Here is a 16,277-nt window from a genome sequence, read left to right as displayed (position 1 = left end):
GGCGTTTGCGAAGGGCGAAAGCGCGTGTTTTTCGCACTAGTAGCGCGGCAGGTCAGCCTCGCAGCGCTCGCCCCTGAAGCAAGCTTTGATTTTTTGCAAGGTTGCGGCGTCAGGGTCACCAAAGGCAAATCCGCCGCACGGGTCGACTTCAAGCAAGTAGCGTTCGCCGTCGCGCTTGAGAAACATCAAATGCTGTCCCTGAGACAGGCCCGCGCACCACGGCCCAGCGCACTGCACATTGATTTTGACCGGTTGATCAAAGCCGTTGGTGAACCCGTCTTTCGTCAGGCTTTTGCCCGTGATGTGACCAGTTAGAAAATTGTCAGGCTTTACGTCCTCTTGATGCTGCCAATCCACCTTCGGCAGGCCACTTTCACCAAAGGTCAGGTCGCCCAGAACGACCACATAATCATCGGGTGACCCATCTGCCATCTGATAGGCAGATACCGCATTATAGGGCATGCAGGACAAAGCAATCGCGGGCACAGGCGCCAGGATAAACAACAGTGCCAACACCCCCCGCATCACAGGTGGTCCCGAAAACCCGAGAGGACTCGCGCATAGATTTCACGTTTGAACGGCACGATCTTGTCCGCCACTTCGTTCGGGTCCATCCAAGCCCAGCGACTGAATTCGGGGTGATCTGTTTCAATGTTTACTTGTGCGTCATCGCCGTGAAAGCGCATCAGGAACCACCGCTGCATCTGGCCGCGAAACTGGCCTTTCCAGATGCGCGGGACCACGTCATGTGGCAGATCATACGGCAGCCATTCGGGCAGTTCCGCCTCGACCGAGACCAGATCCTGCGTCACGCCGGTTTCTTCCCATAGTTCGCGCAGGGCGGCCGCACGCGGATCTTCGCCGCTGTCGACACCACCTTGGGGCATTTGCCATGCGGTCCGGGTGCCAAGCTTGGGGGCGTCGATACGTTCCCCAACAAAAATTTTACCCGCCTCGTTCGCCAGCATGATGCCGACACAGGGGCGGTAGGGCAGTTTTTCAATGTCTTCTGGCGTCATCCTGGCCTCTGCTTTTCATAGCAACGGAGTTGCGACATCTGCCGCCTTGAATGGCAAGGCGCGGCGAAAGGGCCACCCAGTCAGGCGGCCCCTTCCTTACGCGAATTATCCACTTATTGCGCCAAGGCAATCTTGGACAGACCTTTGATCAGGTCGACCGCATAGGACAGCTGGAAATCATCATCGCGCAGATCTGCAGCCTCTTCGGCGGCTTCGCGTTCTTCTTCGATCTGACGCTGTTCGTCCTCGGACAGGCTGTCATTGTTCAAGCTACCGCGCAGGTCGGCCTCGGTGCGCTGACGGCGGGTTTCTTCCTCTTCGTTCTCGGCCTCGGGGATGCTCGGAGGTTGCTGCACCACAATATCGGGCGAAACACCGAGCGCCTGAATAGACCGGCCTGAGGGCGTGTAATACCGCGCCGTTGTCAACCGCATTGCCCCGTCCGAGGCCAGCGGCATAACCGTCTGCACCGATCCCTTTCCGAAACTCTTGGTGCCAACGACGATCGCGCGGTGATGATCTTGCAGGGCACCTGCAACGATTTCGGAGGCAGAGGCGGACCCGCCATTGATCAATACAACCATCGGCTTGGCTTCGGCAATATCACCGGGTTCGGCATTTACGCGATCGCTTTCACCGGGGTCGCGGCCACGCGTTGAAACGATCTCGCCGCTTTCAAGGAAGGCGTCAGAGACCGCGATGGCTTGGTTCAACAAGCCGCCGGGATTGTTGCGCAGGTCAAGCACGATGCCTTCGACATTGTCCATGCCGCCCAGCGCCTCAACCTCGCGCTTCAGCCCATCTGCCATATTCGAATAGGTCTGGTCATTGAACGTCGTGACACGCAGGACAACGGTATTGCCCACCGCGCGCGCAGTTGCGGCGGTCAGCTTGATCGTGTCGCGGATGATGGAGACATCAAACGGCTCGTCCACGCCTTCGCGCACAACCGTGATGATGATTTCGGACCCGACCGGGCCGCGCAGCCTGTTCACCGCATCATCAAGCGTCAGCCCCATCAGGCTTTCACCATCCACATGTGTAATGTAATCGCCCGACTCCATGCCAGCATCGTCAGCCGGTGTGCCATCCATCGGCGAAACCACACGAACGAAACCTTCTTCCTGCGTCACTTCAATCCCAAGCCCGCCGAACGATCCGCGCGTTTGCACACGCATGTCGGACGCATCCTTGGGCGACAAATAGCTCGAATGCGGGTCGAGAGAGCTGAGCATCCCGTCGATTGCAGCCTCGATCAGGTCGCCGGCTTCGACCTCTTCAACATACTGGGCGCGAATCCGTTCGAAGATATCGCCGAAAAGATCGAGTTGCTCGTAGACGCTCGCGTTATTGTTGGCATCTTGCGCCACAAGGGGGCCAGCCACCTGCGTTGTCATTATCGCACCGGCCAGCGTGCCACCAAGGGCAGCCATCACGAATTTCTTCATCAGTTTCTATCCTTGCCTGCCGCGAACCAGTCGCTGGGATCCACGGGCGTTCCGTTCTTTCTGATTTCTATATAAAGCGTTTCCGACCGCTCTGCGCCAGTTCCTTCCTCAACAGCGATCAAAAACGCTTGATCGTTGCTGGTTTCAGCGCCGCCCATCAAGCCAATGGGCGCACCTTTGGGCAGAACTTCGCCAACCTCGCCATAGAGCTGACCCAGCCCGGCCAGCACAATCAGATAGCCGTCGCCGGGTTCGATGATCGCGACGTTGCCATAGTCAAGCAACGGTCCAAGATATCGGATCGTGGCGGGCCAGGGCGCGGTGACAATCGACAGCGGGCGGGTCGCGACAACATAACCCGGACGACGCACCCCGGCAGCGTCTACATCCTCAAAGCGACGGATAATCTGGCCCAGAACCGGCATGTCCAGTCGCCCTTGCACCGACAGGAAATCGTCGGTCACCGACGGACCAGCCTGTGCCTCTGGGGCCGCCATCAGACTATCTGCGAAGCTTGCCAGCGTATCCGCGCTTTCGACAAGTGCCTGCATTCGAGCCTCGTCCGCCACGAAACGACGTGGCAATTCAGTGCGGCGCGCCACGGCAAGGCTCAGTTCGAACCGTGCATCCTGCACCCCGCTCAGCCCCGTTTTCAGCGTGTCCACCGCTCGCTCCTGAAGCGCGCGCAACGCTGTCAGCTCTTCCAACCCGCGGCGCAGTTTTTCTGCCTGCGCCTGAAGCGCCGGGACGACCTCGGACAGGATCATGCCGGACCGCGCCGTGCCCAGCGGCCCTGAAGGGTGGATCAGCAAAGCAGGTTCTGGGGCGCGTTCGATCGTTTGCAAGACACCAAGCAGGCGCGCCAGCCGTTCGCTTTCCGCATCCAGCGCCCCTTGAATGGTGGCTTCGCGAAGGCTTGCACGGCGCAGTTCGTTGCGCAGGGCGGACAGACCTTCTTCATAGGCCTGCACGGTCTGCGTCAATGCCGAGATGCGGTCGTTGGATTTCTGCGCCTCTGCCAGAGCCAGCGTGGCCTTGTCCAAAGCCAGCATCGCCGCGCGGGCCGCTTGGGCCGGATCCGCTTGGCCATAGGCCAGCCCGCCAGGCATCGCAGCCAAAACAAACGCCGCCACAAGAGCGGACAGGATGTGACCCTTGCGCGTCACCGGCGGATCAAGCTCTCACCCGTCATTTCAACGGGTTTTTCGATCTGCATCAGCTCCAAAAGGGTTGGTGCAAGATCGGCCAAACGACCATGCGCCAGAGCGACACCCTCAGGGCCTCCGAACAAAATGACCGGCACAGGGTTGGTTGTATGCGCTGTATGAGGTCCGCCGGTAATTGGATCCACCATGGTTTCGCAGTTTCCGTGATCGGCGGTGACGATCATTGCACCGCCAACCTGTTCAAGGGCCGACATAACGCGCCCAAGACCTTCGTCGACGGCTTCGCAAGCGGCCATGGCTGCCGCCAGATCGCCGGTGTGACCCACCATGTCCGGGTTCGCGTAATTGGTGACGATCAGGTCAAACTGATCCTGAATTGCCCCCACGAAATGATCGGTCACTTCTGCCGCCGACATCTCGGGTTGCAAATCATAGGTCGCGACTTTCGGGCTGGCCGCCATATAGCGAACTTCACCATCGACCGGGTCTTCTTTGCCCCCGTTCAGGAAAAAGGTGACATGGGGATATTTCTCGGTTTCAGCCGCGTGAAACTGGGTTTTTCCGTGTTTTGCGACCCATTCCGCGAGCGTGTTGACGATGTCGCGCTTGGGAAAGCAGGTGGTCATGTAGGCATTGTGACCATCGGAGTATTCAACCATGCCCAGCAGGGCGGCAAACTTTGGGCGCGGTGCAGTGTCGAATTCGGCAAACCCCGGCTCACCGATTGCGCGCAGTATCTCGCGCGCGCGGTCTGCGCGGAAGTTGATGAAAAACACCCCGTCGCCATCCTGCATGCCTGCGTAGCCGTCGATAACTGCCGGTTGGATAAACTCGTCGGTTTCGTGCTCGGCATATGCGGCTGCAACGATCGCATCCGCCGTTGCACCCGCTTCGCCCTGACCTTTGACCATCGCGTCATAGGCACGCTTGACGCGGTCCCAACGGTTGTCACGGTCCATAGCGAAATACCGCCCGGTCACGGTGACGACCCGCGCACCTTCGGGAAGTGCTGCCTCGAATGCGGCGAGTTGATCACGCGCGGATTGCGGGGGCACATCGCGGCCATCCGTGATGGCGTGGATCGCCACCGGCACACCAGCGGCGGTAAGAGCCTTGGCGGCCGCGACGATATGATCTTGATGGCTGTGCACCCCACCGGGGCTGGTCAGCCCCGCCAGATGGGCGGTCCCGCCACTGTTCTTGAGTGCTGCGATAAAGTCGCCCAGCGCTGCGTTTTGGAAGAATGAGCCATCCTCAATCGCAAGGTCAATCTGCCCCAGATCCATAGCCACAACGCGACCTGCGCCAATGTTGGTATGCCCCACTTCCGAATTGCCCATTTGCCCCGTCGGCAATCCGACATCAGGACCATGGGTGATCAGCGTGTTGTTCGGGCAGGTCGCCATGAGCCGGTCAAAGTTCGGTGTGTTCGCCAGAACTGGCGCGTTGTTTTCACGCGCGTCGCGCAAACCCCAGCCGTCGAGGATACACAGAACGACGGGCTTTGGAATGGTCATGGGATGGTCCTTGGGCTGTTTGCCTTCGTATGTATTGATCGCAGGCGCATTGCGCAAGCGACGGGACCACGGTCAGACCCGGTGATACGGGCTTCCCGCCAAGATCGACGCCGCCCGATAGAGCTGTTCGCTGAGCATCACTCGCACCAGCATATGCGGCCAAACCATCTTGCCGAAGGACAGGCTGGCATCCGCCTTGGCGCGCAGGCTGGGGTCAATCCCGTCCGCGCCGCCGATCACAAAGGCCACGTCGCCGCGCCCATCGTCACGCCAACCGCTCAACTGGCGCGCAAAATTCGGGGACGACATAAGCTTGCCGCGTTCATCCAAAATGCACAGCAGCGCCCCATCAGGAATGACACGACCCAAAAGGGCAGCCTCGGCAGGCATGCCGCCACCCTTCTTGTCCTCGACTTCGTGAAGGTGGATCGGGCCCAAGCCCAACGCGCGCCCGGACCGGTCAAATCGGGTTACATAATCATCGAACAGCGCACGCTCGGGGCCCGCCCGCAGGCGACCAACAGCACAGATATGAACTTTCATGCCTGTGCGGCCCTACAAATCAGACGGAAGCACCCGGTGCGCCGGGCTCCATCCACATCTTCTCAAGCTGATAGAACTCGCGAACTTCCGGGCGGAACACGTGCACGATCACATCGCCTGTGTCGATCAGAACCCAATCGCCCTGATCCTTGCCTTCAACTTTGCTGAAGACACCCATTTCTTGCTTGAGCTTGTCGGTCAGTTTCTCGGAAATCGCGGCAACCTGGCGGGTCGAGCGGCCAGAACAGATCACCATGTGATCCGCCATCTCTGATTTGCCGCGCAAATCAATCGTGACCACTTCTTCGGCCTTGTCATCTTCCAGAGAGCTGAGCACGCGCGACAGAATATCGTCGCTGACGCTGTTTTTCGGGGTTGCCGTCATTGCGGGTTTCCCTGCGGTCGCATCGTTTGCGACCTCTGTTTGCGGAGACAGGACATTGTCCTCCTATCAAATCGCGCCGATCGGCCCCGGCGCTGGGCACATAAGAATCGTAGCACCACTTGGGGGTGACCTCAATGACAGTCAAGAACGTGGCAAAAAACTGGGGGCAAATTGGTCACGCCCCGGCTTTGGCAGTCCCGTCGTTTGCATCCTCCAACAGCCGCACTTCGCGTTGCGGGAACGGTATTGATATGTCGTTTTCCGCAAAGGCATCCCAAAGCGCCAGATAGACATTACCGCGAATGTTCGTCAGCCCGCCGGTTGGGTCATCAATCCAGAAGCGCAGGATATAATCGACCGAACTATCGCCAAAGCCGACGATGTGACACACGGGCGGGCGAAAGCTGAGAACGCGTTCAACGCTGGCCGCGGCGCTGATTGCGATCTTGCGCACCTTGTGTGGGTCGTCGCCATAGGCTGTCCCGAAATAGATATCCAGCCGCACGAATGAATTCGTATGTGACCAGTTCACCACCTGCCCGGTGATCAGGTCCTCGTTCGGGATTAGGTATTCCCGGCCATCCCGCGTGACAACGGACACATAGCGCGCACCCAATTGTTGGATCCAACCGAAGGTTTCGCCCAAGCTGATGACGTCACCGGGTTTGATCGATTTGTCCAACAGGATGATGACACCGGACACGAGGTTCGACACGACCTTTTGCAAACCGAAACCAAGGCCGACACCGATGGCACCGGACAGGACGGCGAGGCCGGTCAGGTCCACGCCGATCACCTTAAGGCCAAGGAAGAACGCCGCGCCATAAAGCAGCAACTGAATAAACTTCACCGTCAGCACCTGCATCGACGGCGAGATATCTTCGTTATTTCGCACTTTCTCGGCCGAAGCGCGGCTGAACATGCGGGCAAGGGCGAACAAGGCAGCGGTGACGACCACCGCGCTGATCACATCCAGAAGCGAAATGCGGAAAGTGCCCGTCGAAATTGCGAGGTTGTCCAAGACCTCGCCGATTTCTTCTGTCACCCCAAGATAGTAAAGCGTGACATAGATCCACATGCCCCATTTGGTCGTGCGTCGCAGCGTTCGGTTCTCGACAACAACCGAGGCAAGTCCGACGAACACCCAAGCCGTAGCAAGGGTTCCCACCGCCGCGATCAGATACGATCGGGACGGCCACGTCATTTCACGCATCACCGAGGTCACGAGCCATGCCAGCAATACGAACAGGATCATCGGCACGCGGCGGCGCAGGTGGATGGCAAAGCGAAGCCGTCGCTTTGACCAGCCCTCGCGCGTGCGCAGCCAGTCATGGATCTTGGGATCCACCATTTTGCCGATCACCCATGCCAGAACGGCAATCGCGAAAATGATTGCAACCTGATACAGACGCCAGGTTTGCCCAAGGCTAAGTATAAAGGCCGCACCGTCGTTCCACAGCGGCTCTAACTGGTCACGCAAACTGGTGAACGTTTCGCTGGCAAGATCCGGCAGGTTTTCCGATCCGGTGGCATTATTGGGGGTGGTGCCGGCATCCGGCGTGCTTTCTGGCTCCATGCGCCGAGTTTTACACGCGCTTTCCCGCAGGTCCAGAGCCACAATGCCGCCAGTGCCGCTGCGCTCTTGCCCCAGTGACAGCAAAGGAGTATCCCGTCTGCATGACTCGGATTTTCGACATGGATGACCGCGCGCGCCTGCCTTGGCGCTTTTTTGGCGCGACGCTGACTGTTCTAGCCTGCCTTTAAGGCGGGCACCCTTTCGACATCTGATACCCACCCATGACCATCCACGGAGAGCGCAAATGACCGCCCCGAAGACACTCTATGACAAGATCTGGGACGCACATGTGGCCCACGAAGCCGATGACGGCACCTGCCTTTTGTATATCGACCGCCATCTGGTGCACGAAGTGACCAGCCCGCAAGCCTTCGAAGGGTTGCGTATGGCGGGCCGTCAGGTGCACGCGCCTGACAAAACCATCGCCGTGCCGGACCACAACGTCCCCACCACGCTGGACCGCGCCAAGGGCATCGAGAACGAAGAAAGCCGCATTCAGGTCGACGCGCTCGATAAGAACGCGAAGGATTTCGGCATCCACTATTACCCTGTAGATGATGTGCGCCAAGGCATCGTGCATATCGTCGGGCCCGAGCAAGGCTGGACCTTGCCCGGCATGACTGTTGTGTGTGGTGACAGCCACACCGCCACCCACGGCGCGTTTGGCGCGCTGGCGCATGGCATCGGCACGTCCGAGGTCGAACACGTTCTGGCCACCCAGACGCTGATCCAGAAGAAATCGAAGAACATGAAGGTCGAGATCACCGGCAAGTTGAAGCCCGGTGTGACCGCCAAGGACATCACCCTTGCCGTGATTGGCAAGACCGGCACCGCAGGCGGCACCGGCTATGTCATCGAATATTGCGGTGAAGCGATCCGCGATCTGTCGATGGAAGGCCGCATGACGGTCTGCAACATGGCCATCGAAGGCGGCGCCCGCGCTGGCCTGATCGCACCTGACGAGACCACGTTTGAATACGTCAAAGGCCGCCCCCACGCGCCGAAAGCAGGCCAGTGGGAACAGGCGCTTGAATGGTGGAAGACTCTCTATTCCGACGACGACGCGCATTTCGATAAGGTCATCACCCTGAAGGGCGAAGAGATCGAACCAGTCGTGACTTGGGGCACCTCGCCCGAGGACGTATTGCCAATTTCAGCAACCGTACCCAGCCCCGACGATTTCACCGGCGGCAAAGTCGAAGCCGCCAAACGTGCCATCGAATACATGGGCCTGACGCCCGGCCAGAAACTGACGGATATCGAGATCGATACCGTCTTTATCGGGTCCTGCACCAACGGGCGCATCGAAGACCTGCGCGCCGTCGCTGAAATCGTGAAGGGCAAAAAGGTCAAAGACGGGCTGCGCGCGATGATCGTGCCGGGGTCCGGCCTTGTGCGCGCGCAAGCGGAAGAAGAAGGTCTGGCCGACATCTTCAAGGACGCAGGCTTTGATTGGCGCCTGGCAGGTTGCTCGATGTGCCTTGCGATGAACCCCGACCAGCTGGCCGAGGAAGAGCGCTGCGCGTCCACCTCGAACCGGAACTTCGAGGGGCGGCAGGGTTACAAAGGCCGCACCCACCTTGTCAGCCCGGCGATGGCCGCGGCGGCTGCCCTGACCGGCAAGCTGACCGACGTTCGTGACTTTATCTGAGGAACCCGCACTATGGAAAAGTTTGAAAAACTCCACGGCATCGCGGCCCCCATGCCGTTGGTCAACATCGACACTGACATGATCATCCCGAAGGTCTTTCTGAAGACCATCAAGCGGTCGGGTCTGGGCGTGAACCTGTTCGACGAAATGCGTTATGATCGCAAAGGAAACGAGATCGCGGATTTCGTCCTGAACAAGCCGCAATATCGCGACGCCCAGATCTTGGTCGCCGGCGATAATTTCGGCTGCGGGTCGTCGCGTGAACACGCCCCGTGGGCGATCGCTGACTTCGGTATCAAGTGCGTGATCTCGACCAGCTTCGCGGACATCTTCTTTAGCAACTGCTTCAAGAACGGCATTCTGCCGATCGTCTTGCCGCAGGAACAAGTCGACACACTGATGGCCGATGCTGAGAAAGGCGCCAATGCGCGGATGACGGTTGACCTCGAATCACAGGTCATCACCACCTCGGACGGAGAGGCGATTCCCTTTGAAGTTGATGCATTCAAGAAGCATTGCCTGCTGAATGGCCTTGATGATATCGGCCTCACGCTGGAAAAAGAGGGCTCAATTAAAGCCTATGAGGACACAGTTGGGGCCACCCGCCCCTGGGTCTAAGCACTTCTAAAGAAAAAATAAAAATGGGGCTGCCTGAGAAGACGGCCCCATTTTTTGCACAATTTGGTGCAAAGTCGCACCAGTTTCCCCTTAAAAGCAACACATTTTACCGGCCATTTTAGGCTGCAACTTGAAGTGGGGGTATGATGATGCGCAGTATGACGCAAAAGAATAAGCGGTCCGTCCACGATGACGAGACAGCAAACAGCCAAGGATGTGCTTCGACAACACATCTGCATTGGTGGAAGGGATGAAGGTAGTGGTTAGCCGTATGATTGGCGCGATAGCGCGCGCCTTCCTGATGATCATCTTGATTGCGACTCCGTCAATTCTGGTGCCTGGCGTCAGTCAGGAATCCGGCCAGATCGTTGCCATCGTCGCAATCTTCGCCGCAGCGCTTACGATCTTTGAATACGCCTCGACCTATCCGGGTCTTGTCGAATTTCGCGATGCGCCGCCCTTCAACCGCATTCGCTTTGCCGCACTTTTTGCAACGGTGTTCTGCTTGTCGGTCATCGTTCGCGGTCAGACTGACAACTCGACCGCGACGCAATTTCTGACTTCGGTCGGGATGCTGATCGGCCAAGCCATCGACTTTCCCTACAGCCCTGTGCGGTTCGTGGTTTCAATGCTGCCCGAGAACGCCTCCTTCAGCGACATGGTTCTGTTGCGCGCCGCTGCTGGCATGAGCTATCTGATCTCGCTCTTGTCCATGGCTGTCTTCCTGATTGCTCTGCGCTTCACGGAATGGCCGTCGAAATCTGCTGGCGCGTTCAACGTCTGGGTCAACCTACCCACCTTTGACCCAACGACCGGAGGCGACGTCGTGCGCCGACTGGTCCGTGACGCACGATTCAACATCGCCCTGGGGTTCTTGCTGCCTTTCGCAACGCCGCTTTTGATCTCGGCCGCAGTTTCGCTGTTCGGGTCGATGTCGGTAGCTAATCATCAAACTATGATCTGGACGGTAGCCGCATGGGCCTTTCTTCCCGCCAGCCTGTTCATGCGCGGTATCGCAATGCTTCGTGTCGCGCTCATGATCAGCAGCGAACGCAAACGCAACAAGCGCCGGGCGCAAGGCAGCGGCCTGATGCCCGCCTGAGCGGCGCGGAAATATCCCTTAGCCCCCTTTTGAAGTGGATCGCGGCAAGCACCTTTGCGCTTGTCGCGATTTCTCTGTCCGGTCCTCTTGCCGCACAAGATCTGCGGGTCGCCAGCTACAACACCGACTTGACGCGCAAGGGGCCGGGTGTGCTGCTGCGCGACATCATGTCCGGCAAGGACAAGCAGGTCGCCGCCGTACTGGATGTGATCGCGCATGTGCAACCGGATGTGTTGGCACTGCAAGGCTTTGACTTTGACCTGGAAGGCCACGCCCTGCAGGCCTTCCAGGCTGCACTGGCTGATCGCAACCATCCCATGGGTTACGCATTTTCTGCGCGCCCGAATGCAGGGCTGGCAACGGGTTTGGACATGGACGGTAACGGCAGAACCAGCGAAGCACGTGACGCGCAGGGATATGGCCGATTTACCGGACAAGGTGGCATGGCAATCCTGTCCCGCCATCCCTTGGGCAACACGCGCGACTTTTCAGCCCTTCTGTGGAAGGACTTTCCCGGTGCCATTCCCCCGATGCGGAACGGCGCTCCCTTTCCCACACCAAAGGCGTTCGCGGCCCAGCGGCTGAGCAGCGTCGCGCATTGGGACGTGCCAGTGATTGTGCCCGACCGCGCGCCGCTTCACATTCTGACGTTTCACGCCAACACGCCGGTCTTTGACGGGGATGAAGACCGCAACGGGCGGCGTAACCATGATGAGATTGCATTCTGGCAGCGCTATCTTGATGGCGCACTGACCGAAAAGCCGCCATCAGATCCGTTTGTCATTGTCGGGGATGCCAATCTTGACCCGCAAGACGGTGACGGCCGGCGCACAGCCATAATATCCCTTCTGTCCGACCCCCGCCTGCAAGATCCCGCTCCGAAAAGCGACGGCGGCCGCGCCGAAAGCGTGGGTGACCAGATAGGGGACCCGGCACTGGATACGGTCGATTGGCCCGAACCAAAGCCCGGCAATTTGCGCGTCAGTTATGTCCTGCCCTCGCGCGGGCTGGCCGTTACCGACAGCGGTGTCTTTTGGCCCGCCCCCGAAGACCCGATGCATGCAATTGCACAAACCGCATCGCGTCACCGGCTGGTCTGGGTCGATCTGCGCTTCTAAGCCCTCGTTTCTTGACGCTACGCCCCTGACAGGCTAGGCCGATCCGCGACGCATTCCAGAGCAAGGACAGACCCATGACCAACCCCTCCCTCCTTATCCTGCCCGGTGACGGCATTGGCCCCGAAGTGATGGCCGAGGTGCGCAAGATCATCGACTGGATCGGCGACAAACGTGGCGTGAGCTTTGACGTAAGCGAGGATCTTGTGGGCGGGGCAGCCTATGACAAGCACGGCGTCCCACTGGCCGATGCGACCATGGCGAAAGCGCAAGAGGTCGACGCGGTCCTTCTGGGCGCCGTGGGTGGCCCGCAATATGACGAACTGGATTTCTCGGTGAAACCCGAACGCGGCCTTCTGCGTCTGCGCAAGGAGATGGACCTGTATTCAAACTTGCGCCCCGCGCAGTGCTTTGACGCGCTGGCCGATTTCTCGTCGCTGAAAAAAGACATCGTGGCGGGTCTTGATATCATGATCGTGCGCGAGCTGACCTCCGGCGTCTATTTCGGCGAGCCGCGCGGCATTTTCGAAGAAGGTGGCGAGCGGGTTGGCATCAACACCCAGCGCTACACCGAAAGCGAGATCGAACGCGGCGCGCGCTCAGCCTTTGAACTGGCGATGAAGCGCAACAAGCGCCTGTGTTCGATGGAAAAAGCCAACGTGATGGAATCAGGCATTCTGTGGCGTGAAGTCGTGACCCGTGTGGGCAAAGAATATCCCGAGGTCGAACTGTCGCACATGTATGCCGACAATGGCGCGATGCAGCTGGTCCGCACACCCAAGCAGTTCGACGTGATCTATACCGACAACCTGTTTGGCGACATCCTGTCGGATTGTGCCGCGATGCTGACCGGATCTCTGGGCATGTTGCCGTCCGCGTCGTTGGGCGCACCGATGGCCAATGGCCGCCCGAAAGCGATGTATGAACCCGTGCACGGATCGGCCCCGGACATTGCGGGCGAAGGCAAAGCCAACCCCTGCGCCTGCATCCTCAGCTTCGCCATGGCGCTGCGCTATAGCTTCGATATGGGCGCAGAAGCCGACCGCGTGGAAGCGGCGGTGGAAAAGGTGCTGGCAGACGGCGTGCGCACTGGCGACTTGCTGAATGACGCGGGTGTGACGCCGGTGACGACCTCGGAAATGGGTGATGCGGTTATCGCGGCGCTGAACGCCAGCCTCTGACTTACCTTCAAATTGGCAGAACCGGTCGATGCACCTGCGTCGGCCGGTTTTCTTTTGCGCCAATCGTTCCTATTTAGTGACGATGCGAGATTTGACCCTTCATTCCGAATTGCCCGCGGGCTTTGAAGACCAAGCCGCCGCGCTTTATTGGGAAGCCTTCAGTGGCAAGCTGGGAAAACTGCTTGGCCCAGATGAACGGGGGCAACGGTTTTTCGCCGCAACGGTCAATCCAAAGGCCGTGATCGCCGCCACAGGGCCGGACGGGCAACTGCTGGGCATCGCAGCCCATCAAGCATCTGGTAAAGGGTTCTGCGATGCAGGTGTTTCGGCGTTGTTCAGGCATTACGGCCTGGGTGCAATCTGGCGGCTACTGCCGCTTGCGATGCTGGAACGAAGCGCCCCGAAAGACACCCTTCAGATGGATGGCATCTGCGTTGCAAAATCGGCGCGCGGGATGGGCGTTGGCAGTGCGCTGTTCGATGCGCTTTTCACCCACGCCCGCGACAAGGGTCTGACCAAAGTGACGCTTGACGTGATCGACACCAACCCACGTGCCCGCGCGCTCTATGAACGATTGGGCTTCGTCGCGACGGGGGTCGAGACGACCGGGCCACTGCGCCCGCTTTTAGGTTTTGACAGCGCCACCAAAATGGTTCTGACCCTGTAGGAAAGGCATTTAGGGTCTTGCCTCTTGCCCCGCTTGCCGCTATCCCGCGCGTCACGGTCGGGCTGTAGCGCAGCCTGGTAGCGCACCTGCTTCGGGAGCAGGGGGTCGGAGGTTCGAATCCTCTCAGCCCGACCAGATCACCACATTGCCAAACGTAGCTGATCCGCAGCGCTCGTGACCGCATGGGCCACGCCGGACCAGTCTTACCCCAACACCTCTGCGACTGATGATCTGGTCACCGCGACAACTTCATCTGCCTGTTCGCGGGTCAGGGAAAACGGTGGTGCAAAGCCGATGATATCGCCCTGCGGCATGGCCCGCGCGATCACCCCACGATCCAGCATTGCAGCCACAATCCGAGGAGCGACCTTGTCGGCGGGGTCAAAAAACACGTGATCGTCGCGATCTTTGACCAGCTCGACCGCGCACAACATGCCTTCGCCGCGTATGTCGCCGACATGGGCGTGGTCGCCCAACGCTTCAGCCATCGCTGCGTTCAGATACTGCCCAACCTCGCCTGCGTTGCTGACAAGGTCGAGCTTGTCCAGAAGCCGCAAATTCGCCACCCCCGCTGCCGCCCCAATCGGGTGCGCGGAATACGTCCAGCCGTGCCCGATCGGGCCGTTTTCATCGGTGCCTTGTTCCAGAACCTTCCACATCTGGTCCGAAACGATTGACCCCGACAAGGGCGCATAGGCAGATGTCAGCCCTTTTGCGATGGTGATCAGATCCGGCTTCAGCCCGTAGTGGTCCGACCCCATCATCGAGCCTAGGCGCCCGAACCCGGTGACAACCTCGTCTGCGATCAGCAAGATATCGTGCTTGGTCAGCACCTTCTGGATCGCCTCCCAATACCCTGCGGGCGGCGGCACGATGCCACCGGTGCCCAGAACCGGTTCGCCGATAAAGGCGGCGATGGTGTCAGCCCCTTCGCGTTCGATCAACGCGTCAAGTTCCTGCGCGCAATGGGCCGAGAATGCCTGTTCGCTCATCGAACGATCTTCACGTCGGAAATAATAGGGCGCGTCGGTGTGGATCACCTGTGACAAAGGCAGATCGAACTTCTTGTGAAACAGCTCAAGCCCCGTCAACGACCCCGTCACCAGCCCCGACCCGTGATAGCCGCGCCAACGCGAGATGATCTTCTTCTTCTCGGGCCGTCCAAGGATGTTGTTGTAATACCAAACCAGCTTGACGTTGGTTTCATTCGCATCCGATCCGCTAAGCCCGTAGTAGACGTGGTTCAACCCCTCGGGCGCGCGTTCTGCCACCATACGCGACAGGGTGATCGAGGCCTCGGTTCCATGACCGACATAGGAGTGATAATAGGCCAGCTCGTGCGCCTGTTCGGCGATGGCATCGGCAATTTCACTGCGGCCATAGCCGACATTCACGCAATACAGCCCGGCAAACGCATCCAACGAGCTGCGCCCCTCGCGATCCGTGATATGAACGCCATCGGCCCCTGTGATGATCCGGTTGCCCATCTCGCGGCGGGCAAACTGACCCAGATGTGTCGAGGGGTGGAAAAAGTGATCGTGATCCCACTGTGTCAGCTGATCATTGGTGAGGGGAGAGTTCATTGCCGGAACCTTTTTCTGATTGCACCGTCTTGTGCCTGCCCACGCAGGCTACATTCGTGAATGGCGAAAGGTTTTCAGAGATTCATAGGCAATGGGCGAAAAATTTTCGGAAAGATCAGTCAGGACTGTGAAAGCAGATCGAATGGTGGTGGCGCGTCCTTGACCGATTTCGTGACGATATAGCTGAAGTAACGGGCCACACCAGCGCGCTGCTCCAGCACTGTATCCATCAGCGCCTGATAGCTTTCGATATCACGCGTGACCACTTGCATCAGATAGTCGAAGCCTCCTCCCAGCGCCCAGCAGCCGGTGATCTCATCATGACGGGCAATCTCGCGCTCAAACCGGTCGAAGTTTTCGGCCCGGTGTTCGCCAAGTTCGATCGTGACAAACACGGTCACAGCCGGCCCGAGGGCGCGCAGCGAAACCTCAGCCCGGTAGCCTACGATCACACCGGCTTGCTCCAGACGTTGCATCCGCTCCCAACACGATGTCGCGCCCAGACCAACACGTCGGGCCAGCTCGCTTTTGCTGAGCCGTCCGTCACGGGCAAGGATCGACAGAAGCGAAAGGTCGGTCTTATCAAGTCGGTGTGTTTTCATCTTCCCATCATGTCCGCCGTGCGTGGCGGCTTGTCAATTGCTATGAAACAAGTGACGGTTACGACGGCAATTCATCCGCTCGGGCGGTGCTTGGGAACACAGGG

Annotated in this window: 16 protein-coding genes and 1 tRNA gene; 7 read left to right on the top strand and 10 right to left on the bottom strand. The window is 59.2% G+C overall.

Annotation, left to right across the window (positions count from 1 at the left end):
• Window positions 1-36: 36 nt before the first annotated feature.
• From ACXYMP_RS02800 to ACXYMP_RS02765, 8 genes are all read right to left on the bottom strand, one after another.
• Window positions 37-525, bottom strand: a complete 489-nt coding sequence (locus ACXYMP_RS02800) for a hypothetical protein (protein ID WP_298567326.1) — start codon at window positions 523-525, stop codon at window positions 37-39.
• Window positions 525-1,019 carry an RNA pyrophosphohydrolase gene (locus ACXYMP_RS02795; protein WP_298567324.1) on the bottom strand — a complete coding sequence of 165 codons (495 nt, stop codon included), beginning with the start codon at window positions 1,017-1,019 and terminating at the stop codon, window positions 525-527. Before ACXYMP_RS02795 ends, ACXYMP_RS02800 begins: the two co-directional genes overlap by 1 nt.
• 113 nt (window positions 1,020-1,132) lie before the next feature.
• Window positions 1,133-2,467 (bottom strand): S41 family peptidase, encoded by a 1,335-nt coding sequence (locus ACXYMP_RS02790; RefSeq protein WP_298567321.1) that lies wholly within the window; start codon window positions 2,465-2,467, stop codon window positions 1,133-1,135.
• On the bottom strand, window positions 2,467-3,615 hold the full coding sequence (locus ACXYMP_RS02785) for a murein hydrolase activator EnvC family protein (RefSeq protein ID WP_458905302.1): 1,149 nt from the start codon (window positions 3,613-3,615) through the stop codon (window positions 2,467-2,469). Before ACXYMP_RS02785 ends, ACXYMP_RS02790 begins: the two co-directional genes overlap by 1 nt.
• A 14-nt stretch (window positions 3,616-3,629) precedes the next feature.
• On the bottom strand, window positions 3,630-5,150 hold the full coding sequence (gene gpmI, locus ACXYMP_RS02780) for a 2,3-bisphosphoglycerate-independent phosphoglycerate mutase (protein WP_298567318.1): 1,521 nt from the start codon (window positions 5,148-5,150) through the stop codon (window positions 3,630-3,632).
• A 72-nt stretch (window positions 5,151-5,222) separates the two neighbouring features.
• Window positions 5,223-5,693, bottom strand: a complete 471-nt coding sequence (gene rlmH, locus ACXYMP_RS02775) for a 23S rRNA (pseudouridine(1915)-N(3))-methyltransferase RlmH (protein WP_298567315.1) — start codon at window positions 5,691-5,693, stop codon at window positions 5,223-5,225.
• A 19-nt stretch (window positions 5,694-5,712) separates the two neighbouring features.
• Window positions 5,713-6,078: a ribosome silencing factor gene (rsfS, locus tag ACXYMP_RS02770; RefSeq protein ID WP_298567311.1), complete on the bottom strand. Its 366-nt coding sequence runs from the start codon at window positions 6,076-6,078 to the stop codon at window positions 5,713-5,715.
• A gap of 175 nt (window positions 6,079-6,253) precedes the next feature.
• Window positions 6,254-7,654: a mechanosensitive ion channel family protein gene (locus ACXYMP_RS02765; RefSeq protein ID WP_458904206.1), complete on the bottom strand. Its 1,401-nt coding sequence runs from the start codon at window positions 7,652-7,654 to the stop codon at window positions 6,254-6,256.
• A gap of 244 nt (window positions 7,655-7,898) precedes the next feature.
• On the opposite strand from ACXYMP_RS02765, the gene leuC reads away from it, so the two are divergent.
• From leuC to ACXYMP_RS02730, 7 genes are all read left to right on the top strand, one after another.
• On the top strand, window positions 7,899-9,305 hold the full coding sequence (leuC, locus tag ACXYMP_RS02760; protein ID WP_458904204.1) for a 3-isopropylmalate dehydratase large subunit: 1,407 nt from the start codon (window positions 7,899-7,901) through the stop codon (window positions 9,303-9,305).
• Window positions 9,306-9,317: 12 nt separating this feature from the next.
• Entirely contained in the window at window positions 9,318-9,923 is a 606-nt protein-coding gene (leuD, locus tag ACXYMP_RS02755; protein WP_298567304.1) for a 3-isopropylmalate dehydratase small subunit, read from the top strand.
• Window positions 9,924-10,137: 214 nt separating this feature from the next.
• Complete coding sequence (locus ACXYMP_RS02750; RefSeq protein ID WP_458904202.1) at window positions 10,138-11,025, top strand: hypothetical protein; 888 nt, start codon at window positions 10,138-10,140, stop codon at window positions 11,023-11,025.
• Between the two features lie 29 nt (window positions 11,026-11,054).
• Window positions 11,055-12,143 carry an endonuclease/exonuclease/phosphatase family protein gene (locus ACXYMP_RS02745; RefSeq protein ID WP_458904200.1) on the top strand — a complete coding sequence of 363 codons (1,089 nt, stop codon included), beginning with the start codon at window positions 11,055-11,057 and terminating at the stop codon, window positions 12,141-12,143.
• Window positions 12,144-12,217: 74 nt separating this feature from the next.
• Window positions 12,218-13,321 carry a 3-isopropylmalate dehydrogenase gene (gene leuB, locus ACXYMP_RS02740; protein ID WP_458904197.1) on the top strand — a complete coding sequence of 368 codons (1,104 nt, stop codon included), beginning with the start codon at window positions 12,218-12,220 and terminating at the stop codon, window positions 13,319-13,321.
• A gap of 82 nt (window positions 13,322-13,403) precedes the next feature.
• Complete coding sequence (locus tag ACXYMP_RS02735) at window positions 13,404-13,988, top strand: GNAT family N-acetyltransferase (RefSeq protein ID WP_458904195.1); 585 nt, start codon at window positions 13,404-13,406, stop codon at window positions 13,986-13,988.
• Between the two features lie 58 nt (window positions 13,989-14,046).
• Window positions 14,047-14,123 (top strand) — tRNA-Pro (locus tag ACXYMP_RS02730).
• Window positions 14,124-14,191: 68 nt separating this feature from the next.
• Here the strand turns inward: ACXYMP_RS02730 and ACXYMP_RS02725 are convergent.
• Together ACXYMP_RS02725 and ACXYMP_RS02720 are read right to left on the bottom strand one after the other, a co-directional pair.
• Window positions 14,192-15,571 (bottom strand): aminotransferase class III-fold pyridoxal phosphate-dependent enzyme, encoded by a 1,380-nt coding sequence (locus ACXYMP_RS02725; protein ID WP_458904193.1) that lies wholly within the window; start codon window positions 15,569-15,571, stop codon window positions 14,192-14,194.
• 119 nt (window positions 15,572-15,690) lie between these two features.
• Window positions 15,691-16,173, bottom strand: coding sequence for an Lrp/AsnC family transcriptional regulator (locus tag ACXYMP_RS02720; protein ID WP_458904191.1), 483 nt, complete (start codon window positions 16,171-16,173; stop codon window positions 15,691-15,693).
• Between the last annotated feature and the right edge of the window lie 104 nt (window positions 16,174-16,277).

This window comes from Aliiroseovarius sp. CAU 1755 (assembly GCF_054482655.1).
Note: the sequence above shows the minus strand (reverse complement) of the source record. Positions and strands in the feature narration are given on the sequence as shown.